Origin of the sequence: Haloferula sp. BvORR071, from assembly GCF_000739615.1 — a bacterium.
Taxonomy (GTDB): Bacteria; Verrucomicrobiota; Verrucomicrobiia; order Verrucomicrobiales; family Akkermansiaceae; genus Haloferula.
Genome location: NZ_BATP01000039.1, coordinates 149376 through 175768 on the forward strand (window position 1 = coordinate 149376; position 26393 = coordinate 175768).

Here is a 26393-nt window from a genome sequence, read left to right on the forward strand (position 1 = left end):
TTCAGTGAGTGCTGGCACCTTCTTCCGGCGGGGGCTGTATCTGCGGCTTCCCGCCGACTTTTTCTGCCAGCGTCTGGACCACGACGTAGAGCCAGGGGATGAAGAAGACCCCGATCAAGGTGGCGGCCGCCATGCCAAAGCAGACGGCTGTGCCCAAGCTCTGGCGGCTGGCTGCTCCCGCACCGCTGGAAAGCACCAGCGGCACCACGCCGAGGATGAAGGCCAGCGAGGTCATTACGATCGGGCGCAGGCGCAGGCGCGCGCCTTCCAGCGCTGCCTCGCGGATCTCCATGCCTTGCTCGCGTCGTTGCTTGGCGAATTCCACGATCAAGATCGCATTCTTCGCCGCCAGGCCGACCAACATCACCAGGCCGATCTGCACGTAGACGTCATTCGTCAGATGCCGGAGATAAGCGCCGAGGAAGGCACCGAAGACGCCGATCGGAAGGCCGAAGAGCACCGCGAAGGGCACTGCCCAGCTTTCGTACTGCGCGGCTAGTACCAAGAAGACGAACAGCAGCGCCATGGCGAGGATCACGCCTTGCTTGCCGCCAGCCTCCTTTTCCTGTCGTGCAGTGCCGGTCCATTCGTAGCCGTATCCATCGGGAAGCACCTCCTTCGCTACCTGCTCCATCGCGGCGATGACCTGGCCCGAGCTCGCGCCGGGCGCGGCATTCGCCGTGATCTCGGAAGTCCGGTAGATGTTGAAATGGGAGAGCAGGTCGGCGCCGGTGGTATTCTCCACCGTGGCGAAGGTGTTGAAGGGCACCATCGTCCCGTCACTGCTGCGGGTGTAGATGCTGCCGATGTCTTCGGGCTTCATGCGGTAGCGCGACTCGGCCTGGACCTTCACCTGGAAGCTGCGGCCGAAGAGGGTGAGGTCATTGACATAAAGCCCGCCGAGATTGGTTTGCAGCGCGTTGAAGACCCCATCCATCGGGATGCCCATGGTCTTGATCTTGTCACGATCCAGATCGACGCGGAGTTGCGGCACGCGATTGCTGTAGAAGGAATAGGCACGGGCGATCTCCGGCCGCTTGCTGGCTGCGGCGAGCATCTGGTTCGAGACGTCCTGAAGCTGATCCGGCGAGCCTCCCCGGCGGTCCTGCAACTCGAACTGCGCACCACCGGCATTGCCCAAGCCGGAGATCGGTGGTGGGGGAGCGGGAATGACCATCGCCTCCGGGATCTGGCTCACCGCGGCGTAGACCATCGGGACGATGTGCGCGATCTGCGCTTGGGGATCCTTGCGCTCCTTCCAGTCCTTGAGCAGCACGATGCAGACGCCGGAGTTCGAACTGCGCGCGCCGCTGAGCAGGTTCAGGCTGCCGATGGTGCTCACGTCGCTGACGCCGGGAGTCTTGTCGAGGATGGCCTCCACCTTGCGCAGCACGCGGTCGGTCCGTTGTTGGGAGGCCCCGTCCGGCAGGGTTACCACCACGAAGAGATAACCGAGGTCTTCATCCGGCAGGAAAGAAGTTGGCAACTGCTTCAACAAGCCGATGACGCCGGTGTAAATGCCCGCGAGAAGAAGCAGCGCGATCACGCCGTAGCGCATCAGCCAGCGGCAGGCTCCGGTGTAGCCGTGGGTGATCTTGTCGAAGGTGCGATTGAAGAGTCCCAGGAATCGCGCGATCGGTCCCTTCGATTCCTTCCGCGGCCGCAGCATCATCACGCAGAGTGCCGGTGTGAGGGATAGCGCGACGATGGCCGAGAGAATCACCGAGACCGAGAGGGTAATCGCGAACTGCTGGTACATCTTGCCCGTAATGCCGCCCATGAAGGACACCGGGACGAAGACCGAGCACAGCACCAGGGCGATGGCCACCACGGGACCGGAGACTTCGTCCATCGCCTTCTTGGTCGCCTCCAATGGTGCCAGTCCCTTCTCGATGTGATGCTCCACCGCCTCCACCACCACGATCGCATCGTCCACCACGATGCCGATCGCCAGCACCAACGCGAAGAGGGTGAGGGTATTGATCGTGAAGCCCAGCGGGCCGAAGATCGCAAAAGTGCCGAGCAGCGAAACCGGCACCGCGAGCATCGGGATCAGGGTTGCCCGCCAGTTGCCGAGGAAGAGGAAAACCACCACCAGCACCAGTGCGATGGCCTCCGCCAAGGTGTGGATCACTTCTTCGATCGAGGCGGTGACGAAGCGGGTCGAGTCGAAGCTGAACTCCGCCTCGATGCCCGGCGGGAAGGCCTGCTTCAGGTCTTCCAAGCGCTTCTTGCAGGCCTCCGCGGTTTCAAGCGCGTTTGCCGCGGGGAGCTGATAGATGCCCATCAATGCGGCAGGCGCATGATTGATGCGGCCGAAGCTGCCGTAATCCTTCCCGCCCAGTTCGGTGCGGGCCACGTCGCGAAGCCGCACCACGGTGCCATCCGATTGCGTGGTGATGACGATCTCGCCGAACTCCTCCGGATGGACCAGCCGGCCCTTCACGTTCACGGAGAACTGGAACTCCACGCCATCGTCCGCGGGCGGAGCGCCGATTTGCCCGGCGGCGGCCTGCACGTTTTGTTCCGCCAAGGCCTTGTTCACGTCAGCGGCGGTCAGCCCCAACTTCGCGAGCTTGTCCGGCTCCAGCCATACCCGCATTGCATAGTCTTTCTGCGTGAAGATGCTGACCGAACCGACCCCCGGCACGCGCGCGAACTCCGGCTGCAGGTTGAGGAAGGCGTAGTTGTTCAGGAACAGGTCGTCGTAGGTGCCGTCCGGCGAACTGAGCGCCAGCACCAGCAGCATGTCCGGCGATTGCTTGGTGACCGTGATGCCGTTCTTGACCACCTCGGCAGGCAGTTTCGGCTGGGCGCGGGCCACCCGGTTCTGCACGTCCACCGCGGCGTCATCGATGTTCTTGCCGACCTTGAAGGTGACTTTGATGGTGCACTGGCCGTCGCTGGTGCTGCCGCTGGTCATGTAGAGCATGTCCTCGGCGCCGTTGATTTCCTGCTCCAACGGCGTGGCCACCGTCTCCTCCACCACCGACGAACTCGCACCGGTGTAGACGGCACTCACCTGCACGGTGGGCGGTACCATGCTGGGGTACTGCGCGATCGGCAGCGTCTTCAGGCCTAGGTAGCCGACCAGCAGGATCAGGATCGAAAGCACGATCGCGAAGACCCGGCGCTGGATGAAGAACTGGGCCATGGCTCAACGGGCGGCGGGCGCGATTTCCGTGGCGGGCTTCGGGACGGGGCTTACCATCATTCCCGGCCGGGCTTTCTGCAGGCCCTCGATGATCACCCGTTCCCCCTTCTTCAGACCCTTGGTCGCGATGAAGCGGTCCTCGAAATTGCCATCGGTCTCGATCGGGCGCAGCTCGGTCTTGTTGTCAGGACCCACCACCATCACCGCCTGGGCGCTCTGGAAATTCACCACCGCCTTCTGCGGGACCAGGATGGCGTCCTTTTTCGTTTCAGGAGTCAGCCGTACCCGCCCGAACTGGCCGGGCCGCAGCAGCTGGCCGGGATTCGGGAAGCTCACCACGATCTTGATGGTGCCAGCCTTGGCGTCCAGTGCGCGGTCGGCGAAGGCCAGCTTGCCCTTGTGTTCGTAAGTGGTCTTGTCGCTGAGGATGAGTTCGAATTCCATCTCCTCGCCATGGCGGTCCGCAGCTTCCCGGTCGCCCATGAAGCGCTTCTGGAAGCGCAGGTAATTCGCCTCTGCGACGTGAAAGACCACCCGCATTGGATCCACGGTTGAGATCGTGGCGAGCAGCGTGTCGTTGGAGGTGCTGCCCACGTAGTTCCCGACGTCGATCTCGCGTCCGCCGATCATGCCGTCGAAGGGTGCGCGCATCTCGGTGTAGCCAAGGTCCAGCTTCGCGAGGTCCAAGGCCGCTTGCGCGGCAAGCAAATCCGCCTCGGCGACCCGTGCGTTGGCCACGGCATCGTCCAGGTTCTGTTGGGAAACCGCCTTGTCCCTGGCAAGTGGCTCGAGCCTCGCGACATCGGCGACCTTGCGGTCGCGCGTTGCCTGGGCCTTGGCCAATGTCGCTTCGGCCTGTTTCTCCGCCGCGGCGAAGGGCTGGGGATCGATCTCGAATAGCAATTCGCCCTTCTTGACCAGGCTGCCCTCCTTGAAGGGAGCCTTGGTCAGGAAGCCCTTCACTCTCGCGGTGATGTCCACCGTCGCATCTGCCTCCGTCCGGGCGACATTCTCGACGTACATGTCCACGTCCCGCTGCGTCACCTCATCGACAATGACCGCGGGCGGCGGTGGAGGCGGCGGCTTGGGCGCATCCCTGCGGCAGGACGACGACGCGAGAAGCGTCGCGGCCACGAACAGAACGGAAGCTGGACTTGGCCTCTTCATCCCATCGATCTGGGATGCAAGCCGAGTTAGGTCGATTTGTCGATTTCTATCGGAAGGCGGTTTCGGAAAGAGATACCAAAAGCGGGGCGCGGCCATCTGGTCCGCGCCCCTTTGGTTTAAGGTCAAGCTTTGCCGCCGAAGGTGACGTAGTCGTCAAGGTCGAGGAAATCGGCCAAGGTGCGGATGTCCTCGCGGGTCTTGCTGAGCTTGCCCACGGACTCGGCATACCAAGCCATGGTTTCCGCATCGCTGTCGATGCTGCGGCTATCGTGGAATGCGCTCCACTGGACGATCTCCCATTGCTCGCGGGGTGTCTTGGCATTGGCCTCGATCCACTCCAGGATCTCGCCATCGCCCTTGCCGGTCGCGACTTCCGCCTTCAGTGCATCGGCATCGATGCCGACGAACTTGAAGAAGTATTGGTCGATCGGGCAGGCGTAGTGATACTCGCCGTTCTTGCCCGCGATGGTGGCGCGGCACTTGTCGAGCAAGCGTGGCAGGATCACGTAGCGGCCCAGGCGGGTGCGTACGCTCCGGGGTGGACGGACGGTCAGGTCGGTGTTGCTCATGGTATTCTATAAGAAAGCTTACCAACCGCCGCCGAGCGCCTTGTAGAGGCCCACGGTATTGGTCAGGCGGTTTAGGCGCAGCAAGATCAGGATCTGCCGCGAGGAGTAGAGCTGCTGGTGGGCATCGAGCACCTCGAAGTAGCTGTCCACCCCTTGGGTGTAACGCTGATTCGCGAGGTCGAAGCGCCGTTGCTGCGCTTCCACCAGACCCTCATACGCGCTGATCCGTTCTTCCAGTCCGCTGCGAGCCGCCAAGCCGTCCGAGATTTCGCGGAAGGCATTCTGGATCGTCCGCTCATAGCGCGCCACTTCGATCTGCTTGCGCACCTGCGCGACATCGAGGTTCGCCTTGTTGAAGCCCCCGTCGAAGATCGGCACGCTGATCTGTGGCGCAAAGGACCATGCGCTGGAACCATTCTGGAACAGATCGCTGAGGCTGCGGCTCGTAGTGCCAGCACCGCCGGTGAGTGTGATTCGCGGGAAGAAGGCGGCCCGGGCCGCGCCGATGTTCGCATTCGCAGCCTTGAGTTGATGCTCGGCCTCCAAGATGTCCGGGCGGCGGGTCAGTAGCTCGGATGGCACGCCGGCTTTCAACTCTGCCACCACACCCTTCTCCAAGCTGCGGCCGGTCGGCAAGTTACCGGGCAGCGCGCCGCCGATCAGGAATGCCAGTGCATTGTGGGTCTCGGAGAGTTGCTGGCGATAGGCCGCGAGATTGGCCTTGGCCGTCTGCACCTGCACTTCCACCGAGCGCGAATCGAGTTCCGACACGTCGCCTGCATCGAGGCGGGTTTTCATCAGGTCGTAAGTCTGGCTTACCGACTTCAGGGTCTGCTCGGAGAGGTCGATCTGCTCTAACAAGGCCCGCTCGCGGAAGTATTGTCCCGCCACCTCGGCCACCAGCGAGATCTGCACCCCAACTCGCGCCGCATCACTGGCGAAGTAGCTCTCCAGTGCCGCATGGTTCAGGCTGCGCACCCGCCCGAAGATATCGAGCTCATAGGAGGCCACGCCCACGGAGACCTCGTAGTTCCGGGTCTCGACCGCCGTCCCCCCGGAGACGGTCGAGCCCGGTGTCCGCCGTCGTGAGCCCGTGGCGGACAAATCTACGGACGGAAATAGTGCACTACGGGAAATGCCATACTGCGCGCGCGCCTGTTCGACATTCAGTGCCGCGATATGGAGGTCGCGGTTGTTCTCCAGCGCCATGCCCACCAGCTTTTTCAAGCGTGGGTCGGTGAAGAAGGACTGCCAGTTCAGCGTGGCCGAGGCCGAGCCCTGGCCATTGCCGGAGAAACTAACCGGCACCACTTCCACACCCGGCTTATCGAGCGCGGGCTCAAAGGAGCAGGAGGTGAAGAGGGCTGCGGAGAGGAGGATCAAACGTGAAGTTTTCATCTGAGATTCAAGTAGCGGAACTGCTGCGCCGTTCCGGCAGGGTTGATGTTGTTGGAGATCGTCTTGGTGTTTCCGGGGCGATTTTCTCCCAAAAGACGAAGCTCACTCGTGAATCGTGACCGGCACGGGCTGGGCTTGTGGCTTTGTGCCGATTTTCTGCAGGATCACGTAGAAGATCGGTGTCAGGAAGAGACCGAAGATCGTCACCCCGATCATCCCGGAGAACACCGCGATACCCATCGCGTGGCGCATCTCGGCACCGGCACCGCTCGCCGCCACCAGCGGATACACACCCGCGATGAAGGCGATCGAGGTCATCAGGATCGGGCGCAGGCGCAGGCGTGCGGCTTCCACCGCGGACTCGATGATGCCCTTGCCTTCCTCCCGCAGCTTCACCGCGAACTCCACGATCAGAATCGCGTTCTTCGCCGCCAGGCCGATCAGCACGATCAAGCCGATCTGGGTGAAGATGTTGTTGTCGCCGTCCGTCATCCACACCCCGACCATCGCGGAGAGTAGCGCCATCGGCACGATCAGCAGCACTGCGAAGGGCAGGCGGAAGCTCTCATACTGTGCGGCTAGTACCAAGAACACCAGCAGGATGCTTAGCGGGAAGATCAGCAGGCCGGTATTCCCTGCGATGATCCGCTGATAGGTCAGGTCGGTCCACTCCATCGCCACGCCCTTTGGCAGCTCGGTCTTCGCCAATTGTTCGATCAGCGCCTCGGCCTGGCCGGAGCTGAAGCCGGGACCAGGACCGCCATTGATCTCCGCCGCGGGATAGCCGTTGTAGCGCATCGCCCGCTCGGGGCCGTAGGTTTCCTTCACCGTCAGCACGGAGCCCAGCGGCACCATCTGCCCCTTCTCGTTGCGGGTCTTCAGCTTCGCGATGTCATCGGCATCGGTCCGGAATTCGGAGTCGGCTTGCGCCACCACTTGGTAGGTCCGGCCGAAGCGGTTGAAGTCGTTCACATACAGAGAACCGAGGTTCACCTGCATCGCCTCGAAGATATTGCTCAGGGGAATGCCCTGCTGCTTCGCCTTCGCGCGGTCGATGTTCGCTTCAAGCTGCGGTGTGTTCACCGTGAAGCCGGAGAAGACCCGCGACAGTCCGGGGTTCTGGTTCGCTTTTGCGGTCAGGGCCTGTGTCGCATTGAAGAGCTCATCGTAGCCAAGGCCGGCACGGTCTTCCAGGTAGAGCTTGAAGCCACCCGTGGTGCCCAGGCCGTTCACCGGCGGCGGCGGGAAGATCGCCACAAAGGCACCCTGGATCTTGTTGAATTCCGCCTGCAATTGTGCCGCGACTTCCTTGCCGGACATATGCTTGCCTTCGCGTTCTTCGAAGGACTTCAGGCCCACAAAGGCAATGCCCGCGTTCGGGCTGTTGGTGAAGCCATTGATCGAGAGACCGGGGAAGGCGATGGAGTCCGCCACGCCGGGATGCTTGAGCATGATCTCGCCCATCTTGCGCACCACTTCATCCGTGCGCTCCAGCGAGGCGCCTTCCGGCAGCTGTGCGAAGGCCACGAGGTATTGCTTGTCCTGTTCTGGAACGAAGCCCGAGGGCACCTTCTTGAAGATGCTCAGCGTCAGCGCCACCAGGCCGCCGTAGAGCAGCAGGGCAATCGCGCCCTTGCGCACCACGCGCTTCACACCATTGGCGTATTTGTTGGAAGACCACTCGAAGAAGCGGTTGAAGGGCCGGAAGATCCAGCCGAAGGCCTTGTCCATCACCTTGGTGAGGCCGTCCTTGGGTGCGTGGTGATCCTTCAGCAGCAGAGCGCTCAGGGCAGGGGAGAGGGTGAGCGAGTTGAAGGCGGAGATCACCGTCGAGATCGCGATGGTGATCGCAAACTGCTTGTAGAACTGCCCGCTCAAGCCGCTGATGAAGGCCGTGGGAATGAACACCGCGGATAGCACCAGCGCCGTAGCCACAATTGGTCCGGTCACCTCTCGCATCGCGATCTTGGTTGCCTCAAAGGGTGAGTGGCCCAGCGCAATGTTCCGCTCCACGTTCTCCACCACCACGATCGCATCGTCCACCACGATGCCGATTGCCAGCACCAGGCCGAAGAGCGAGAGCGCGTTGATCGAGAAGCCGAGCATGCTCATCACCGCGAAGGTGCCCACCAGCGACACCGGCACCGCCGCGAGCGGAATGATCGAGGCTCGCCAAGTCTGGAGGAACAAGATCACCACCAGCACCACCAGCGCGATCGCCTCCAGCAAAGTGTGGACCACAGCACTGATCGAGTGCCGCACGAAGACCGTCGGGTCGTAGGCGATCTTGTAGTCCAGGCCGTCCGGGAAGTCCTTCTTCAGCTCTTCCATCTTCTCGCGCACCGAGTTCGACAGCGCGATCGAGTTCGAGCCGGGCAACTGGAAGATCGGGATCGCCACTGCGGTCTTGTTGCTCAGCAACGAGCGCAACGCGTATTCGGAAGCGCCGAGTTCGATCCGCGCCACATCGCGCAAGAGCGTGCGTTCACCGTGTGCGCCGATCTTCAGTACGATTTCGCCGAACTCTTCCTCCGTTACCAGACGCCCCTTGGTATTGATCAGCAGTTCGGTATCCGTCGCCTGGGGATTCGGTTGCTGTCCTATCGCCCCCGCGGCCACCTGGACGTTTTGCTCTCGTATCGCATTGACCACATCGCCTGCGGTCATGCCGCGGGCTGCCACCTTGTTCGGATCCAACCAGATCCGCATTGCATAGTCGCCCGAGCCGAAGAGCTGCACCTGGCCCACGCCGGGCAAGCGGGTCAGCACATCACGCACCTGCAGGGTCGCGTAGTTGCGCACGAAGATGTCGTCGTAACGGCCGTCCGGCGAGAGCAGGTGGACCACCATCGTCAGGTCCGGCGAGCTCTTGATCGTGGTCACCCCGGCGCGCCGGACTTCCTCCGGCAGCTTTGGAAGGGCTTGCGACACCCGGTTCTGCACCTGCACCTGCGCCATGTCCGGGTCGGTGCCCAGCTTGAAGGTGACCGTCAGGGTCATTACCCCGTCGCTGGTCGCCTGGGAGAACATGTAGATCGAGTTCTCCACGCCGTTGATCGCTTGCTCGAGAGGTGTGGACACCGTCTCGGCAATCGTCTTCGGGTTCGCACCGGGGTAGACGGCCCGCACCACCACCGTGGGCGGGATGACTTCGGGATACTCGCTGACCGGCAGACGCCACAGCGAGATGGCGCCGATGAGGAAAATAACGATCGATAGCACGCCCGCGAAAATCGGGCGTTTAATGAAGAAGTCGGAGAAATTCATAGGAGGGACTGGCAAGTCACTTCAAGCAAGGGCGCAAACTGCCCCTGCAGGCCGGAGCAAAGGCTCCGGCCCGGGTTAAATTACGGTAGGTCTAGTAGCCGTGCGGCTCAGTTCACGGCCACTGCAGGATCCACGATCATCCCGGCGGTCACCCGTTGCAGTCCGTTCACGATCACCCGGTCCCCGCTGTGAATGCCTTCGCGGATCACCCGCTTGCCATTCAGTACGGGACCCAGCTTCACGCTGCGGTAGCTCACGGTGTTGTCCGGTGCCACGGTCAGCACGAACTTCTGGCTCTGGTTGGTGCCGATCGCGCGCTCGCTGACCATCAGGGTCGGGGCGGGAGAACTCACCGGCAGCCTCACCCGTGCGAAGAGCCCGGGCACCAACGCCTCATCCGGATTCGCGAAGACCATCCGATACACCAAGGTGCCGGTCGCCGCGTCCACCCGGTTGTCGGTGGACTCGATGTAGCCTTGGTGCGGGAAGCCGTCTTCATCGCCCACCTGCATCTCCACGCGGATCTTGCCATCCTGCACCGCCAGGTGGCCTTCGCGACGCAAGCGGTCGAAGGTGATCGCGGTGTTCTCATCGGCATCCGCGTAGACATACACGTCGCCGGTGGAGACCACGGTGGTCAGCAGGGTTGCACCGCCAGGATTGCCGGAGACGAGATTGCCCGCAGTGACCAGCGCGCGGCTCACCTTGCCGCGGATCGGCGAGCGCACCACGGTGTGCTCAAGGTCGAGCTTCGCGGTCTCCAGCGCGGCTTCTGCGGATTGCAGCTCGGTGCGGGCTTCGGCGAGGCGCGAGTTGCGCGTCTCCGATTCCTCGATCGAGACCGCCTTGGCGGAGACCAGGCTCGAGGTGCGGCGCGCCTCGCTCTCGGCAATGTTCACGCGCACCTTGGCTCGCTCGACCGCTGCGGCGGACAGGTCGGCTTGCGCCTGATACCAGCGCGGGTCGATCTGGAAGAGCACGTCGCCCTTCTCGACGATTTGGCCGGCTTGCAGGCGGACCTCATCGATGTGTCCCGAAACCCTTGGCCGGACCTCGACCGTTTCCCGGGCGTCCACCCGGCCAAGGAGTTCGCGATGATCGGTCACCGTCTGCTGTTCGACCTCGGCCACCGTCACTTGGGGCAGCGGCATCGGGCCCGCCGGACCGGCCGGGGCTTCAGCCGCCAAGGCCTTGGGCACGTAGTGGAAGCCCGTCACCGCGACTCCGATGCCAAACAGCATCAGCAAGAGGCGGGTGTGGAAGCGCGAGGTGGAAGTTTCCGGTGCCTCGGGCAACTGTGGTTGATCTTCGTCTGGCGCGTTCATGGAGGTAGTTGACTGAATGGTAAAGATTTAGCTCAAAAGAGGGGGGCTTCCTCGGTGGAAGCCCCCGGATCCAAGGGGCAGCCTCAACGCATGCCGCCCGAGATCACAAAGGTCTCTCCTGTGATCCACGACGAATCGCTGGAGGCCAGAAAGACAGCCGCCCCGGCAATATCTTGAGGCTGTCCGATTCTACCCAGCGGTGTCTGGGCTTCGACAGCGGTCTGCATCTCGCTGCCGCCGATGCCAGCGGTGTGGAATCCTTCGGTTTCGACCATGCCGGGGTTGATCGTGTTGACGCGGATTTTCCGCGAACCGAGTTCGGCGGAAAGGACTCGGGTGACAGCGTCCACGGCACCTTTGGTAGCGCTATAGGCCACGCTTCCGGGAAAGCGGGCGGTCGAGACCACGGAACTGATATTGATCACGCTGCCACCTTCCGAGGGAAACAGCGGAAGAGCTTCCTTGGAGGCAAGAATCAGTCCGAGGACATTGAGATCGAACTGGCGGTGGAAATGGTCGGCATCCACCTGTTCCAGAGGCCGCATCTCATAGATACCGGCGTTATTCACCAGGACGTCGACCTTGCCATAGGCTTTCTTCGTCTCGGTGAAGAGCTTGGTCACTTCTTCCGGCTTTGAGAGATCTGCCTGAACCGCCACGGCCTTGCCGCCCGAACCGGTGATCTCCGCCACAACCTTGTCGGCACCGGCTTTGCTGGATGAATAGTTGACCACCACGGCAGCCCCTTCGGCTGCCAGGTGCTTTGCGATCGATGCTCCGATGCCCTTGGAAGCTCCGGTGACGACGGCGACCTTTCCTGCGAGTTTCTGCGTGCTCATGGTAGTTTTGATTAGGAGGTTTGGGAGTGTAGTTGACTGAATAGTAAAGTTTTGGACCAAAAAAATGCGGACTAACTTACATGGTGCCGGACCAGTGGTAGGCGGGCCCCCCGCCTGGCGTCATCCTTCGCAGCAACGAAAGAATCTGCCGTGGTGACGAAATCCGGCGTAGGACTTTTAGGAGGCCCGCGGTCGCTGTGACAGGGGAGTTGGGCTGCGTGTTCACGTCTGAAACTGAGGAGGTTGTAGTTGACTAGATGGTAAACAATGAGATCAAAAAAAGGCGCCTCAGGTCGCCTTGGCGGTATGAGCCACGCCGAGCATGTCCATCGCCGCATCAGGGAGGATCCGCAGGGGCTCCAAGTCGTTTTGGATCCGGGCTTGGGTCATGCTGCCTTCGTGAAGAGCGTAGAGGGACTTCGCCTTGATCACCGGATCGCCCCCGGGGATCGAGCCGTCGGCTTGCCCGTCGCGGATCGCGGATTCCAGATAGCGGACGATCCGGCACTGGGTTTCTTTCACCTTGTCGCGAATCGGCTCATTCTGCGTGCAGACTTCGGAGCCCATTGAGGCACAAGGGCATCCGAGGACCTTGCCCTGCTGCTCCAGCATCTCCTGCTGGCAATCGTGGGAAGACTTGAACATCAGCCGGATGCGCTCCAGCGGCGGATTCGAGGCGGAGAAGATCGTGTCGAACTTCGGCTTCATTTCCGCCTGCCACTCCTCTTCCAAGGCGGCCACCGCCAGCTCGGCCTTCGATTCGAAGAAGTAGTAGAAGCTACCCTTCTTCACGCCGGCCTTCTCGCAAATCGCGTCAATCGTCACGACCCCGTAGCTGTTCTCCCAGATCAGATCGAGAGCAGCATCGAGCAGTCGTTGCTTGGCGTCACTTTTGCGTCCCACGCCGGAATAGATAGTTGACCGTTTGGTCAACTACAAGAGGAAATTTTCAGAAAAGAGGTGAAGGCCCTCCCAGCCTCTTTGCGAATATTGAGAGCCGAAAGGGTGAAACGAGAAAACCCAAGACGGCGCCAGCGCCGGCTTGGGTTTGGTCACTCAGCAGATCCGTCTCCTGTGATAGAAGACCAGGATCGGCAATCGCTCAGAACTTACTTCCCCGCTTCCTCCTTCTTCACCGGAGGTAACCCCGCCTTCTCTCTCTCCAAAATCGTAATGAATTCCGCCAGCTCCTTGGTTCGCGGACCATCCGGCGACTCAGCCACCGCCTTCTTCAGCACTTCGATCGCCTCGTCCTTCTTTCCGGACGAAGCCAAGGTGCCCGCCTGGTGACCATACACTTGCTGCCGGTATTCCCCCTGCAGCACTCCTGCTGCCAGGGTTTCCTCCACCACCTTCATCGCCGCATCCAGATCACCCTTGCCGCGTGCTTCCCCCAGCTTCGCCATGAAGTCCGCGAACGCCTTTTCCGACTTCTCCTTCTTGGCGTAGCCCGTGGTATCCTCCGGATCCGCCTGCTTGATCGCCGCCGCGGTGTCCGCGTAGTTCGCCGTCAGCATCGCCTCATCCAGCCCGAGGCCTTCCAGCGCTGCGATCAGTGCCTGCGCCTTCTCCGCCCCTTGCTTCTCTCCGGCTGCGGCCAAGGCCTTGTCCCGCGCCGCCTTTTTCCCTAACAGCTCATCGAGCTGGCTCAGGTATTTCTCCGGGCCGCCTGGCTGATAGCCTGTCGCCGCAAAGGGCTTTCCTTCCGGATCGCACAAGAGGACCGTCGGATAGCCCTTGATCGGATAGCGCTTCAGAAGTACCGCATTCTGCGCTGCCACGGCTTCCGTGACCCGGGTCTTGTCCTTCGGGTAGTCCAGTTCGACCAACACGAACTTGTCCTTCACGCCCGCCTCGAATGGCGCTTGTTCGAAGACCTCCTTGCGCAGCTTGATGCACCAGACGCACCAGTCGGAACCGGTGAAGTCGATCAGCAGATCCTTGTGCTCCGCCGCCGCCTGCTTGCGCGCGGCCTCAAAGTCGCTGGTCCATGCACTGTCGGCCGCGGCGGCCGTGCTGACTAGTGCCACGGCTGCCGCCGCGAGGAAGGAGAACTGGAATTTCATGATTTGGATGGATGAACGGAGCGGCTGCTAGAAGGAACCGTGCCGGGACACGTCATCCAAGCAGGCCGGGTTTACTCTGTCCCGAATACATTCCGAGCGATTCGGCGGTATCCTTGGCGTTGTTGGGATTCCAGCTCTGAAGAAAACGCAGAAAAACAAAAACGCTCCGCCACCCAAAGGTGACGGAGCGAAATAAATCCCCAGGCTGATGGTGGCTCTCAGTCCACCTTCACCCGGATGAACGCCTTGGCATTGGTGGCCACGCCCGGTGTGCGGAAGGTCTTGTAGACCCATCCCGCATCCGGTGCCGGCAGCCCGGACTGGATCGTCGTGGCATCCGCGCCCGTCACTTCCGTCACAGCCGTGTCTCCCCAAGTCCCAAGCGCGGTCGAGGCCTCCACCGTGTACGTGATTCCGTCTACCGGGGCGGACTTCATCCGGTTGCCATCCGCCGCAAAGCTCGCGGCTCCGCGCGCGGCAATCGTGTAGGTCAGCACTCCCGGCTGCGCCGCCACGGTGTTGAGGCCGGAGTTGGAGCGCCCCATCGAGGTGCCACTGATCGGGCTGCCATTCAGCGCGAACTCCAGCAGGTTGCTCACGCCGTCGAAATCCGGATCGGATCCGGGCTGGGCATCCGCACCCGTCAGGTTGTTCGGCGGTGAGCTGGCCCAGTTGGCGAAGGGATTGGCCGCTGGCGTGCCACCGGCTTCAAGAATGAAGAGGAAGCCGCCGACCTGTCCTTCCACGCCGTTGTTGACGCCATTGCGGCCATGCAGGCTGCCACTCACCGTGCCGGTGCTGTCCGAAACGGCGGTGCCGATCAGCGTCATGTTCGCCACCACCGGGTGCAGGCCCGGAGTGCCCACGGTCTGTGCCTTCACGCCATTCGGGACATTGTCCCCGTAGAGGATGTAGCCGCCCGCCGCGTTGCCGTCCCAGGTTGCGGTGGCGTAGAGCTTCACCGTCTGGCCCGCATTCAGGCCGGTGAGCGTGAAGTCATGAGGGTTGGTCAGATTCTGGAAGGTGAAGAAGCCGGAGCGGGTCAGTGGCTCGGTGAACTGGTTGTTGTCGTAGGCACCCACGTTGCTGAAACTGAAGTTGTAGCCCAGGCCGTTGATGTTGGTGGCCGTGGCGAGCGCTGTTTGCGCCACGTAGTTCGCAGCCACCTTGGTCCAGCCCTCGGTGGGCGTGTTCTCGTTGATGGTGAAGTCCAAGTAGAGCCGCGTGCGGTTATCGAAGCTCACTTGCAGCGTGTGATTCGCCACCACATCGGCGAAGGTGTAGAAGTTGTTCGCGCCAACCGAGACGCCGTCCACCAGCACCTCCGCCACGTAGTAGCCCTCGTCCGGCGTGATGGTGAAGTCCGCCAAATCACCGTGGTTCACGGTAGTCGTGCCCGTGGGACTGACGCTGCCGTGCGCTCCCACCGTCGTCTCGATGGTGTAGGTCTTGACCGCGAAGCTCGCACTGATGGTGTGATTGGCGGCGACACTGGTGAAGCTGTAGTCGCTCACCGGACCCACCGAGACGCCGTCCACCAGGACATTGGCAATCTTGTAGCCTGGATCCGGCAGGATGCTGAAGGGCAGGTTCACGCCTACGTTCGCGCTCACCGCACCGCTGGGAGTAATGCTGCCATTCGCTCCGGCGCTGGCGTTGATCGTATAGAGGACCGTGTTCGGCGCGAAGCTGGCGCTGATCGTGTGGTCTGCATTGACGGCGTTGAAGTTGTAGATGCCGACCGCACCCACGGAGGCCCCATCCACCAGCACGTCGCTCACATGATAGCCGCTATCTGCGGTGATGGTGAAGGCCTTGTTCTCCCCGGCGGTGACGCCGGTGGGACCAGCTGGACTGATCGAGCCATGCGCACCCGCGCTGGCGGTGATGGTCTGCGTGGGTAGAAACAAAAATGCCCCCACTTGGCCTTCCGAGTCGGTGCCAACGCCATTTCGCCCGTGCAGCGCGCCAGTGACTGTGCCGGTGCCATCCGCGGTCGCCATGCCGATGTAGGTCAAATTCTCCAAGGCCGGAGCCGTGCCCGGATTGCCAATGGTTTGGGCCTGCACTCCCGTAGGCGCATTGTCGCCGAAGAGCACATATCCGCCCGCTCCGTTGCCGTCCCAGGCCGCGCAGGCATAGAGCTTCACGGTTTGCCCGGGCAGCAAGCCGGAGAGCGTGAAGTCGTGATTCTGCCCGAGCCGGTTGATATTGTAGAAGCCGGTGCGCGTCAGCGACTGGGCGGAGTTCTGGTTGTCGTAGGAACCGACGTGGGTGAAGCTGAAGTTGTAGCCTGTGCCGCCGGCATTGGTCACGCTCGGTGAGCTGTCACCCAGGTTGACGGCTCCCAACGGCACCCAGCCGCTGGTGTAGCCCTCGCTGACCTTGATGAAGTCGAGCTTCAGCATCGCCGCGCCAAGCGGCTGTGCGAGTGTGGCCACGGAGGCGAGCATCAATGTGCACAGCCGGGCCAAGGGCGAAGTCCCGGGAATGCGCCGGGCCGCTTGGATTTTGCGAGGATGTTGGACGGGGTTCACGTCGGTTTCTTGGGTTCTGTGGGTAGGGTTCGGGGCGGCCGCACGGGACGGCAATTCCACGCGCGGAGAGGGCAGGGGCGGGCGTCCCGGGAGTGGGACATGGGTTCGAATTCACGACCCTGCGTCCCGAAGCTCACCAATCGCTACCGCAGTGGCAAGATCAATGTTGCATAAAGTTGCATTGATTTTGTGACAGCATCCGGCCACGAAAAGGGAGGGTTTCCACCGTGAATCGCCGATTGGCTCCGGGCTTCGGGATGCGTCTTGGCCAAATCGTGCGCTTGACCCTTCGTTATCAAGCGTCCAGCTTGTCCGCCCGCCGCGGCCAGGAGGCTCCGGCAAACACCACAGCAGACAACCAATCATCGCCATGGCCGCGAAGATCTACACGAACAAGGACGCGTCGCTCGCGCCGCTCAAAAAGAAGACCCTGGCCGTGATCGGCTTCGGTTCCCAGGGCCACGCCCACGCCCTCAACCTCAAGGACAGCGGCCTGAAGGTCGTTATCGGCCTCTACCCGAAGTCGAAGTCCCGTGAAGTCGCCAAGAAGCTCGGCTTCCAGGTTATGGACACCGCGGAAGCGGTGAAGGCTGCCGATGTGATTTTCGTCGCGGTGCCAGACACCAAGATCGCCTCGGTCTACAAGAAGGACATCGCCGCCAACCTGACCAAGGGCAAGACTCTGCTCTTCTCCCACGGCTTCGCGGTCCACTTCAAGACCATCGAAGCTCCGAAGGATGTGAACGTGATCATGGTCGCGCCGAAGGGCCCGGGCCACACGGTTCGCAGCCAGTTCGTCGATGGCAAGGGTGTTCCCGGCCTGATCGCCGTGCACAACGATTCCGACGGCAAGGCCAAGGACATCGCGCTCGCCTGGGCGCGTGGCGTGGGTTGCACCCGTGCCGGTGTCTTTGAAACCAACTTCCGCGAAGAAACCGTGACCGACCTCTTCGGCGAGCAGTGCGTCCTTTGCGGCGGCGCTTCCGCCCTCGTGAAGGCCGGCTTCGAAACGCTGGTGGAAGCCGGTTACCAGCCGGAAATGGCCTACTTCGAGTGCCTCCACGAGCTGAAGCTGATCGTCGACCTGATGAACGAAGCCGGTATCGCCGGCATGCGCTTCTCGATCTCCGAGACCGCCGAGTGGGGCGACGTCTCCGTTGGCCCGAAGATCATCGACGCTGGCGTGAAGAAGCGGATGAAGAAGCAACTCAAGGAGATCGAATCCGGCAAGTTCGCCAAGGAGTGGATCGCTGAAGCCACCACCGGCGGCTACAAGAAGTTCAACGCGATCCGCAAGGCCGAGGCCGCTCACCAGATCGAGAAGACCGGTGAGAAGCTCCGCTCGACCATGAGCTGGATCAAGCAGAAGAAGCTCAAGAAGGGTGCGACCCAAGCGAGCTACGTCTCCTCGTCCAAGTAATTTCAGACCGGGCTGAGAAGGCCCGGTTTGCTTTCCAAAAGGCCCGGTTTCCCTGCGGAACCGGGCCTTTTTCGTTGGCACCGATCAAGTCGGCCGCGAAGGGTCGCGATCCTTCCAATAGCCCGGTTCGCGGTGTTGGTGCATCACGGCGATGACCTCAAGCTCAGCGCGAATCCGGAAGACAAGCGCATAGGGAAAACCGGCAGTCCGGCAGCGGCGGAATTCACCGTCGAAGCAGCGGTAAAGCAGGGGATTCGAGCAGATCTTTTGCAAGGCGGCATCGATTTCCCGCCGGAAGCGCAGCGCGAGAACTCGGTCCTCCCGCTTGGACCAAGCGATGGCTTCCCGGGTTTCCTGTGCGGCTTCCGGGTGAAGGCTGTAGGTCATGAAGAGGCCAATTCTTCATCCAGTTGCCGGGAGAACTCGGAGGCGGAGACCATGGTCACCGTGCCTTCATCAATCTCACGGGCGCGGTTCCGGAGTTCCGCGGACCATGCCGGGTGGCCCGCGATCTCGACGTCGTCGAGCACGCGCATCAGTTCCTCGCGCTCGGCGGCGTTCAAGGTTTCCACCTCTCCTAGGATGCGGGCGACTTTTGCCGAGACGGCCATGTGGGAATCCTACCCGCCGCAGCGGGATCTTCCAGCACTTTCCCGGTGGGTCGGTGGCATCGGTCCTTTCGTGTCAAGAGGAGGACGATTGCGACACTCCAGCGAAAGGAAAGGGCCGGGAAAACCGTTTCTTGCTGCCATTCCGGATGCTTGCCACGGTCCGGAAAGCCCGTTAGACCACCCGTCACTTCCCAAGAAAGAAATCCATGACCACCACACTAAGCGATCAACCGGTCGCGCATAATGCCAAGCGGCTCCTATGGGCCGGCTTCCTCGCCATTCTCGCCACCGGTATCGGCTTCGGTGTGCGAGGTGGTATCCTCGCGAATTGGGCCGCCGAATTCGGCTTTACCGGTGCCCAGCTGGGTGACTTGGGCGGTGCCGGTCTGACCGGTTTCTGCTTCGGCATCATCATCGGCGGCGTGGTCGTCGATAAGATCGGCTACGGCAAGTTGGTGTGCGCGGCCTTCGTGTTCCACATCCTTTCGGCCTTGATCACCTTCGCTGCCCACAAGGGTCAGCCGCAGGATACCGCTTACATGCTGCTCTACTCGGGCACCTTCGTCTTCGCTCTGGCCAACGGCACCCTGGAAGCGGTGGCGAATCCGCTGGTGGCGACACTCTTCCCCAACAACCGCACCCACTATCTGAACATCCTCCACGCCGCATGGCCGGCGGGCTTGGTTCTCGGTGGTGTGATCGGTTGGACCATGGGTGGTGAAGGCAGCAACTGGAAGATGCAGCTCGGCCTCTTCTTGGTACCCACGGTTCTCTACGGAATCGCTTTCATGGGTCAGAGCTTCCCGAAGTCGGAGGCCGCAGCCAAGGGCCTCGACCTTGGCGACATGATGAAAGAAGTCGGCATGCTCGGCGCCCTCGTCGCCTGCGCGATCATCGGGCTCTTCTTCAAGAGCCAGCTTGGTCCCGTCCTCTCCCTGTTTACCCACAGCGAATTCTTCGTCAGCCCGACTTGGGGTTACATTTCATGGGGTGTGGCGCTGGTGCTCTGGCTTGCTGTTGCCGGCAAAACCGGCTTTGCCATCGGTTCGATCCTGCTCTTCATCCTCTTCATCACCCACGCCTTGGTTGGCGCGGTCGAGCTGGGCACCGACGGTTGGATTCAAAATATCACCGGCAACATCCTCACTCCGAAGCAGGGCAACCAGCTCTTCGTCTTCACCTCGCTGCTGATGTTCTTGCTGCGCTTCTGCGCCCACTTCATCGAGAGCAAGCTCAAGATTTCCCCGGTCGCGATGCTGGTGGTCTGCGCGATTCTCGCCGCAATCGGCCTGAACCTCGTCAGCGGGATCATCACCTTCCCCGGCGCCCTGATGGCGCTGGCGGTGTATGCCCTCGGCAAGACCTTCTTCTGGCCGACCATGCTGGCCATCGTCGGTGACCGCTTCCCGCGCACCGGCGCCGTTGCCATGTCGATCATGGGTGGCATTGGCATGATGTCCGCCGGCGTGCTCGGTGGCCCGGGCCTCGGCTACGCCAAGGACCGCTTCACCGTGGATCACCTCAAGGAGACCAATGTGGCGGTCTACGAAGCGAACAAGAGCGACAAGGCCGCAGGCTTCATGTTCCTCGAAAAGGTCCAGGGCCTGGATGGCACCAAGCTTGCCGCAGCCCAGAAGGCTGAGAACAAGACCCCGGAGCAGAAGGCTCTGGCGGATGCCAGCATCGTGGGTGACCGCATGACCCTGAAGGCTGACTCCTTCATCCCGATGACGATGGCAGTGATCTACGTGCTGCTGCTGCTCTACTTCAAGACGATCGGCGGCTACAAACCGCTCAAGATCACTCCTGAGCAAGCGGCTGGCGGCCTCAATGGCCCCGCCGAGTTCTGAAGTAACGATTGATCCTTCTTAATCCAAGCGGCGCATCCATCCGGGTGCGCCGCTTTTTTGTGCCCGCAGGGGGAGGCCGGCGCCGTGCTCCTTACTTCCCGGGAAGAACCTCGTCGCTTCCCGCACTGCTGACGGTTCCGAATTCTTCTTCGAGTTCGATGCGGCGTGCGGCGTTCTCTGCCTGGAGCATGGCGATTTCGACGGCCCAGCGGTTCATCTGCCAATGGCGGAGGAACCAGAGGCCGGTGAAGCTCATGGCGAGCAGGGTGATGCAGGTGCCCCATGCAGCGGTGGCGGCCTGCCAGCTGTTGTCGAGCTTGCTCACCCAAGCGGCGACCCACAGCAGGGAGATCAGGCTGGTGATGATTCCCCAACGGATCGAGCCGCCGCCATCCAGGCGGCCGAATTTGAAGAGGGTGGCCGCCATGCCCAAGGTCCCCGGCAGGCACCAAGTGAGGATCGCGCTGCGGGTATCACTGAAGAAGTGCAGCAACCAGTCGCGATCGATTTTGCCGTCCTCGGCGAGATCTCCAGCGGCCAAGGCGCCCTCGCCAATGGTGACGCCAAGCCAGAGAGCGGCGAAAAGAACGAACACTGCCAAGACGAGAGACAGCAAGCCGCTGGCAAAGATATCGCCGAAGTCGATCTCGGAGCCGAATTTCATCGGGGGATGGATCCGCTGGCCGGGGACTTTTTACTCGAAGATTCCGAGCTCGTCCGCGCCGCTGCTGACGGTGCCGTATTTCAGGTTCAGCTCCAACCGGCGACGGGCGTTATCGGCTTTCAGCTTTTCGAGCGCGTCCACGCCGCGGTCGAGTTGAAAGCTGCTGTAGCGCGCCGCGATCTTCACTTGGCCGGCGAAGAGAGCACCAGTGACGATCCATGCCACGATCTGCGGCAGGAGGCCTTCCGGCAGGGCGAGCGCGAAGCAGATCAGAAGCAGGGCGGCTTGCAGGGCCACGAGCTGCAGCCACTCCCGGGCTCCGGCTTCCTCCGAGCGGACGTAGCGGTAGCCGGCGATGAGCATGAGCAGAAACTGGGGCAGGACCGCACCGACGACGGTGAGATAGCCGAAGATCGGGAGATCGCCGGCGCGAAAGCCGAAGTTGCCGCTGCCCAGCGCGGTGCCTGCCCAGAGACCGGCGCCGCCGGTCAGGAGGCCGAGGATGGTAGCCAAGCCGAAGAGGGCGGTCTTGCCGACGACCCAGGCGGTGGTGCCGATGAGGAGATCGAGGAAGCCGGATTTCATAGTATGGCTATCTTGTCGCCAAGGGCGGGAAAAGGCAAGGAGACAGCATGGACGGCATAGACATCATGCGAGGTCGAAGCGGTCCAGGTTCATCACCTTGGTCCATGCGGCGATGAAGTCCTGCACGAACTTCTTTTCCGAGTCGGCGCTGGCGTAGACTTCTGCCAGGGCGCGGAGGACGGAGTTCGAGCCGAAGACCAGATCCACCCGGGTGGCGCTCCATTTGAAGTCGCCGGTCTTGCGGTCGTGGCCTTCGAAGAGTTCGGCATCCGCCGACACCGGCTTCCACTCCGTGCCCATGTCGAGGAGGTTCACGAAGAAGTCGTTCGTGAGCGTTTCCGGGCGCTTGGTGAAGACGCCATGGGGCGTCTGGCCGGAGTTTGCGTTGAGCACCCGCAGGCCGCCGACGAGGACGGTGAGCTCCGGGGCGGTGAGGGTGAGGAGCTGGGCTTTGTCGACCAGGAGGGCCTCCGCGGGGATTGCGTAGCGGCCCTTGAGGTAGTTGCGGAAGCCATCGGCGATCGGTTCCAGGACGGCGAAGGATTCGGCGTCGGTCTGGGCTTGGGAGGCGTCGGTACGGCCCGGTGAGAATGGGACGCTTACCTCGTGGCCGGCGTTTTTTGCGGCCTGTTCGATGGCGGCGGTGCCGGCCAGGACGATGAGGTCTGCCAGGGAGACCTTCTTGCCGCTGGCGTCCTGGAAGTCGCGCTGGATGGCTTCCAGGGTTTCGAGGACCTTGGCCAGGCGGGCCGGTTGGTTGGCTTCCCATTCCTTCTGGGGGGCGAGGCGGATGCGGGCGCCATTGGCACCGCCGCGCTTGTCGGAACCGCGGAAGGTTGAGGCTGAGGCCCAGGCGGTGGAGACGAGGGCGGAGATGGAAAGGCCGGAGGCGAGGATCTTCGCTTTCAGCGAGGCGATGTGCGCGGCATCGATCGGCGGGTGGTCGGCCGCAGGTACGGGGTCTTGCCAGATCAGGTCTTCTGCGGGGACTTCCGGGCCCAGGTAGCGGGCCTTCGGTCCCATGTCGCGGTGGGTGAGCTTGAACCAGGCGCGGGCGAAGGCGTCGGCGAACTCGTCCGGATTCTCCATGAAGCGGCGCGAGATCTTCTCGAAGCCGGGATCCATGCGCAGGGCCAGGTCGGTGGTCAGCATTGCTGGGGCGATCTTCTTGGTCGGGTCGTGGGCGTGGGGCACGGTGCCTTCGCCAGCGCCGTCTTTCGGCCGCCATTGCTGGGCGCCTGCGGGGCTCTTGGTGAGCTCCCATTCGTAGCCGAAGAGGCTTTTGAAGAAGCCGATGCCCCATTGGGTCGGGGTGGTCGTCCAGGTGACTTCCAGGCCGCTGGTGATGGTGTCGCCGCCCTTGCCGCTGCCGTAGCTGTTATTCCAGCCGAAGCCCTGGGCCTCCAGTGGCGCGGCCTCAGCCTCGGGTCCGACGTTGTCGGCCGGGCCTGCGCCGTGGGTCTTGCCGAAGGTGTGGCCGCCGGCGATCAGCGCGACGGTTTCCTCATCGTTCATCGCCATCCGGCCGAAGGTGTCGCGGATGTCCTTCGCTGCCAGCAGCGGGTCCGGGTTGCCGTCCGGGCCTTCCGGATTCACATAGATGAGGCCCATCTGCACCGCGGCCAGCGGGTTCTCCAGGTTGCGGGTGTGGATCTTACCATCCGCGGTGTCGTCGGAGACCAGCACCCCGCCGTCCTTGTCCACGCCGGGGGAGCCTTGGGCGTAGCGGATGTCGCCGCCCAGCCAGGTGGTCTCGCGGCCCCAGTAGACATCCTGGTCAGGTTCCCAGGTGTCCTCACGACCGCCGCCGAAGCCGAAGGTTTTGAAGCCCATCGTTTCCAAGGCCACATTGCCGGCCAGGATCATCAGGTCGGCCCAGGAAATCTTGCGGCCGTACTTCTGCTTGATCGGCCAGAGGAGGCGGCGGGCCTTGTCGAGGCTGACGTTGTCCGGCCAACTGTTCAAAGGTGCGAAGCGCTGCTGCCCGCGGCCTCCGCCGCCACGGCCATCGCCGGTGCGATAGGTGCCGGCGCTGTGCCATGCCATGCGGATGAAGAGCCCGCCGTAGTGGCCGAAGTCCGCCGGCCACCAGTCCTGCGAGTCGGTCATCAGAGCCGCGAGGTCCTTCTTCAGGCCCGCGAAGTCGAGCGACTTGAACTCAGCCGCGTAGTCGAAGTCCGCGCCCATCGGGTCGGACTTGTTGGAGTGCTGGTTGAGCAGGTCCAGGCGGAGCTGGTTCGGCCACCAGTCGCGGTTGGAGGTGCCGCCGCCGGCGATCGGGTGGTGTTGCTTGCCTGAGAAGGGGCATTTGCTGGCTTCGCTCATAGGAAGATATGGATTCGGGGTGGGAAAAATCACGAGCCCGAAGGGATCCGGGCAGCCTATGTATCCAAGCAGCTCCCGTGGCCGGGGCAAGAGCCGAAGCTCGCCCAGCGTTGCTTGCCATCGGGGTGCTCCGGGGCGCTGATCCCATATCCCGCGGCTTATGGGGCGCGGTGGTCTTCTTCGTCCTCCTCGCTGGCACCGCTGTGCAAGCGGGCGGCGCGGGAAGCATTCGCGGCCTTGAGCATGGCGATCTCAGTGGCCCAGCGGTTGCGGTGCCACTGGAGGAAGAACCAGGTGCCGTAGGCCATGGCGACCATCAGGAAGACCCACACGCCCCAGGTGATGGCGACGGCCTTCGGCCCCTTGACCTCGAAGATGCCGTGGGCCATCGCGCAGAGAGCCTGGAGGCCGGTGAAGATCGCCCAGCCGTGGAAGCTGAGTTGCTCGAGCCGGGCGAAGCGGATTGCGGCGAGGACGAGGATGCAGCCATTCGGGCAGAGCCAATCGCTCCATAGCAGCGCCGGGCTGGTGAGGATCAGGTGGACGATCTCATCGGGCTTCGCGCCGGAGAGATAGATGCCCACGGCCAGCGCATAGGCGGCGATCTGGGTGCCGACCCAGATGGCGGAGAAGTAGAAAGCCGGCCGCCGCGGCACCCACCAGAAGTAGCGCTTGAGGATCGCTTCGAGGTCGGGGCTCATCGGATCAAAAGGCGAATTACTAACGACTAAGCACTAATTTTTAGACCAGTCTGTTCTGAAGAGTGGGAAACGCGCAAGATGATACGGGGACCGCTGCAACCCCTTCAGGGTTGAATAGGTTTTCCGGGCTTACCCTGGGTAGGCCGCCGCGCCCTTCTTCGCTCTGCGGGCTGCGAAGGGCGCGGCGGCCAACCCTGGGCTTTAATAGGGAACGGCGTTGCCGTTCTTTGAAGGAGCGGCGGGACCCTCACGATGCGGCTTGTGGCCGCGGAAGTGCGACGGGCATAGACCGACGCTACAGGTGTTGTCTTTGCCTTCAGCCTTCGCCGGGCGGAAAGATCACCGCGACGCGGTCGATGCCGTTCTTGGAAAACTCCTCCCAGTAGCGCTTCTCCAGATCCTGGGTCTGGGCGCGGCGCTGCTCCTCGCTCATCTTGGTCCAGGATTCGATGCCCACGGCTTTGGCGAGGTCGCGGTCGGCCAAGCGGATCACGAGTTCTTCCCAGAAGACCTCGTTGCGGAATTCATCGTAGCACTGCTGGTAGAAGGAGCCGTCCTGATATTCCGGGGTCAGGTGGTGGCGCTGCTTTTCTTCGTCGAAGCCGATGTGGTCGCCGTGGCCGGAGTGCTTGGCCTTTTCCAAGACCTTCTCTTCCAAGGCTTCATAGGCGGCCACGCCTTCCTCGGAGCCGGGGCGCTCGTTCCACGAGGCGACCTCAGCGGAGAGGCTGACCATCTCGACGAGGGTCGCGAGTTCTTCTTCGGTGAAGCGGAGGTGCATGGGCGGGGGAGAGAAACACCGGTTTTGGCGGGCCGCAAGCTCGCTCTGGGTGATGGCGGCGGAGCAATAAGGAGCAGGGACATTCCTGTCCCTGTGGGTCCTGTCCCTGTGCGCCGGACCGGTGCCAGCGACAATAAGGTCGCTGCTCCTTACCGCTGTCGCATTGGCGGATGAATCCGGGCTTGCCGGGGGCGGGTTCTTTGGGGGAAGCTTCGCGCGTCCGCAGGAAAGTGAATGCACGAGTAGCTCAGCGGTAGAGCGTCCCGCTTACACCGGGATGGTCGGCGGTTCGATCCCGTCCTCGTGTACCACCTGTTGGTTAAAGGCAGAATAAACCATCATCAATCTTCCAATCATCAAACGAAGTGTTTGGGGAGAGGTGGGCAAGCCTTTGGGGGCACGGGGGATGTGGTTGGGACGCTTGTGTGGTTGGGACGCTTGTGTGGTTGGGACGCTTGTGTGGTTGGGACGCTTGTGTGGTTGGGACGCTTGTGTGGTTGGGACGCTTGTGTGGTTGGGACGCTTGTGTGGTTGGGGCGATCTTTGTGGAAGCGGGGGAACCACGGATGAACACGGATTTGCACGGATGAAAGGCAGGGAGGACATCCGGGCTGTGGCTTGATTGGAGGGGAAGAAGCGCGGTGTTTTGTAGTAGGTGCGGGGCAAGGAAAGGGATAGGGGCGTAGAGGTATGGAATCCGTTGGATTGCCTCACACGCGCCAGCATCAGTCGCCGCGGCCGGAGCCTGTTTACTCCTGTCCGCGTTGTGGGCTGGCGATGAAGAATGGGGTGGTCTCCGTGCGACAGGGTGATGGCGTGGCCGAGTTGCCGGATGAGTTGGCCGAGGTGGTGATGGTTTCGGTCGGGCGGGTTCTGTCGAAGGTGGGCGCGGCGATGTCGGGAGGGTGTGGGCCGGAGTTGGATTTCGATAGGGCGGGGCAGGAGCGGATGCTGGTGGTGCCGTCCGCTTGTGTGCGGACTTCCTATCGCTGCGATTGCGGGGTGGTGGCGATTTTTCCGGTGGCGGCTTTGGATTCGCGGGGGCAGGCGTGATGGCGCTTCGCGCGTCTTGTGGAGTGCGGTGGCACGACACCGCTTTGGCTGTGGAAGCGCTTGGATTCTTCCAGTTGTGGC

The 26393-nt window shown here is 62.5% G+C and carries 20 protein-coding genes and 1 tRNA gene; 4 read left to right on the forward strand and 17 right to left on the reverse strand.

The annotated features are described in order from the left end of the window. Position 1 precedes the first annotated feature (1 nt). The 10 genes from BV071_RS21380 to BV071_RS21425 form a co-directional block, all read right to left on the reverse strand. A complete protein-coding gene (locus BV071_RS21380; RefSeq protein ID WP_035611628.1) occupies positions 2-3154 on the reverse strand; it encodes a multidrug efflux RND transporter permease subunit in 3153 nt (1050 codons plus the stop codon). A 3-nt stretch (positions 3155-3157) separates the two neighbouring features. Continuing rightward, positions 3158-4288 carry an efflux RND transporter periplasmic adaptor subunit gene (locus BV071_RS21385; RefSeq protein WP_265594721.1) on the reverse strand — a complete coding sequence of 377 codons (1131 nt, stop codon included), beginning with the start codon at positions 4286-4288 and terminating at the stop codon, positions 3158-3160. 155 nt (positions 4289-4443) lie between these two features. Next, positions 4444-4890: a DUF5069 domain-containing protein gene (locus tag BV071_RS21390; RefSeq protein ID WP_035611631.1), complete on the reverse strand. Its 447-nt coding sequence runs from the start codon at positions 4888-4890 to the stop codon at positions 4444-4446. A gap of 18 nt (positions 4891-4908) precedes the next feature. After that, positions 4909-6288, reverse strand: a complete 1380-nt coding sequence (locus BV071_RS21395; RefSeq protein ID WP_035611633.1) for an efflux transporter outer membrane subunit — start codon at positions 6286-6288, stop codon at positions 4909-4911. Positions 6289-6390: 102 nt separating this feature from the next. Continuing rightward, a complete protein-coding gene (locus tag BV071_RS21400; protein WP_035611635.1) occupies positions 6391-9555 on the reverse strand; it encodes an efflux RND transporter permease subunit in 3165 nt (1054 codons plus the stop codon). 107 nt (positions 9556-9662) lie between these two features. Further along, positions 9663-10880, reverse strand: a complete 1218-nt coding sequence (locus tag BV071_RS21405) for an efflux RND transporter periplasmic adaptor subunit (protein ID WP_052573702.1) — start codon at positions 10878-10880, stop codon at positions 9663-9665. 83 nt (positions 10881-10963) lie between these two features. Further along, a complete protein-coding gene (locus BV071_RS21410) occupies positions 10964-11719 on the reverse strand; it encodes a glucose 1-dehydrogenase (protein ID WP_035611637.1) in 756 nt (251 codons plus the stop codon). A gap of 288 nt (positions 11720-12007) precedes the next feature. Then, complete coding sequence (locus BV071_RS21415) at positions 12008-12622, reverse strand: TetR/AcrR family transcriptional regulator (protein ID WP_035611639.1); 615 nt, start codon at positions 12620-12622, stop codon at positions 12008-12010. Between the two features lie 206 nt (positions 12623-12828). Continuing rightward, positions 12829-13785 carry a thioredoxin family protein gene (locus tag BV071_RS33415; RefSeq protein WP_052573703.1) on the reverse strand — a complete coding sequence of 319 codons (957 nt, stop codon included), beginning with the start codon at positions 13783-13785 and terminating at the stop codon, positions 12829-12831. Between the two features lie 218 nt (positions 13786-14003). After that, positions 14004-16226, reverse strand: a complete 2223-nt coding sequence (locus BV071_RS21425; RefSeq protein ID WP_265594722.1) for a hypothetical protein — start codon at positions 16224-16226, stop codon at positions 14004-14006. A gap of 466 nt (positions 16227-16692) precedes the next feature. Here BV071_RS21425 and ilvC point away from each other — a divergent pair, with 466 nt between their 5' ends. Further along, positions 16693-17742, forward strand: coding sequence for a ketol-acid reductoisomerase (gene ilvC, locus BV071_RS21430; RefSeq protein ID WP_035611643.1), 1050 nt, complete (start codon positions 16693-16695; stop codon positions 17740-17742). A gap of 84 nt (positions 17743-17826) precedes the next feature. Here ilvC and BV071_RS21435 read toward each other — a convergent pair whose 3' ends face one another. Both BV071_RS21435 and BV071_RS21440 read right to left on the reverse strand, forming a co-directional pair. Then, positions 17827-18129, reverse strand: a complete 303-nt coding sequence (locus BV071_RS21435) for a type II toxin-antitoxin system RelE/ParE family toxin (RefSeq protein ID WP_035611645.1) — start codon at positions 18127-18129, stop codon at positions 17827-17829. Then, a complete protein-coding gene (locus BV071_RS21440; protein ID WP_035611647.1) occupies positions 18126-18353 on the reverse strand; it encodes a hypothetical protein in 228 nt (75 codons plus the stop codon). Before BV071_RS21440 ends, BV071_RS21435 begins: the two co-directional genes overlap by 4 nt. Positions 18354-18559: 206 nt before the next feature. Here BV071_RS21440 and BV071_RS21445 point away from each other — a divergent pair, with 206 nt between their 5' ends. Continuing rightward, entirely contained in the window at positions 18560-20203 is a 1644-nt protein-coding gene (locus BV071_RS21445; protein ID WP_035611649.1) for an MFS transporter, read from the forward strand. 91 nt (positions 20204-20294) lie between these two features. On the opposite strand, the gene BV071_RS21450 is transcribed toward BV071_RS21445, so the two are convergent. From BV071_RS21450 to BV071_RS21470, 5 genes are all read right to left on the reverse strand, one after another. Continuing rightward, entirely contained in the window at positions 20295-20867 is a 573-nt protein-coding gene (locus tag BV071_RS21450; RefSeq protein ID WP_035611651.1) for a hypothetical protein, read from the reverse strand. 30 nt (positions 20868-20897) lie between these two features. After that, positions 20898-21452 carry a hypothetical protein gene (locus BV071_RS21455; RefSeq protein ID WP_035611653.1) on the reverse strand — a complete coding sequence of 185 codons (555 nt, stop codon included), beginning with the start codon at positions 21450-21452 and terminating at the stop codon, positions 20898-20900. A gap of 63 nt (positions 21453-21515) precedes the next feature. Next, positions 21516-23777, reverse strand: coding sequence for a catalase/peroxidase HPI (gene katG, locus BV071_RS21460; protein ID WP_035611655.1), 2262 nt, complete (start codon positions 23775-23777; stop codon positions 21516-21518). Between the two features lie 158 nt (positions 23778-23935). Next, positions 23936-24478, reverse strand: coding sequence for a hypothetical protein (locus BV071_RS21465; RefSeq protein ID WP_035611657.1), 543 nt, complete (start codon positions 24476-24478; stop codon positions 23936-23938). Positions 24479-24794: 316 nt separating this feature from the next. Then, on the reverse strand, positions 24795-25259 hold the full coding sequence (locus tag BV071_RS21470) for a hypothetical protein (protein ID WP_035611659.1): 465 nt from the start codon (positions 25257-25259) through the stop codon (positions 24795-24797). A 236-nt stretch (positions 25260-25495) separates the two neighbouring features. On the opposite strand from BV071_RS21470, the gene BV071_RS21475 reads away from it, so the two are divergent. Together BV071_RS21475 and BV071_RS21480 are read left to right on the forward strand one after the other, a co-directional pair. Beyond that, a tRNA-Val gene (locus tag BV071_RS21475) sits at positions 25496-25570 on the forward strand. 394 nt (positions 25571-25964) lie between these two features. After that, positions 25965-26312, forward strand: coding sequence for a hypothetical protein (locus tag BV071_RS21480; protein WP_265594723.1), 348 nt, complete (start codon positions 25965-25967; stop codon positions 26310-26312). The last annotated feature ends 81 nt before the right edge of the window (positions 26313-26393 follow it).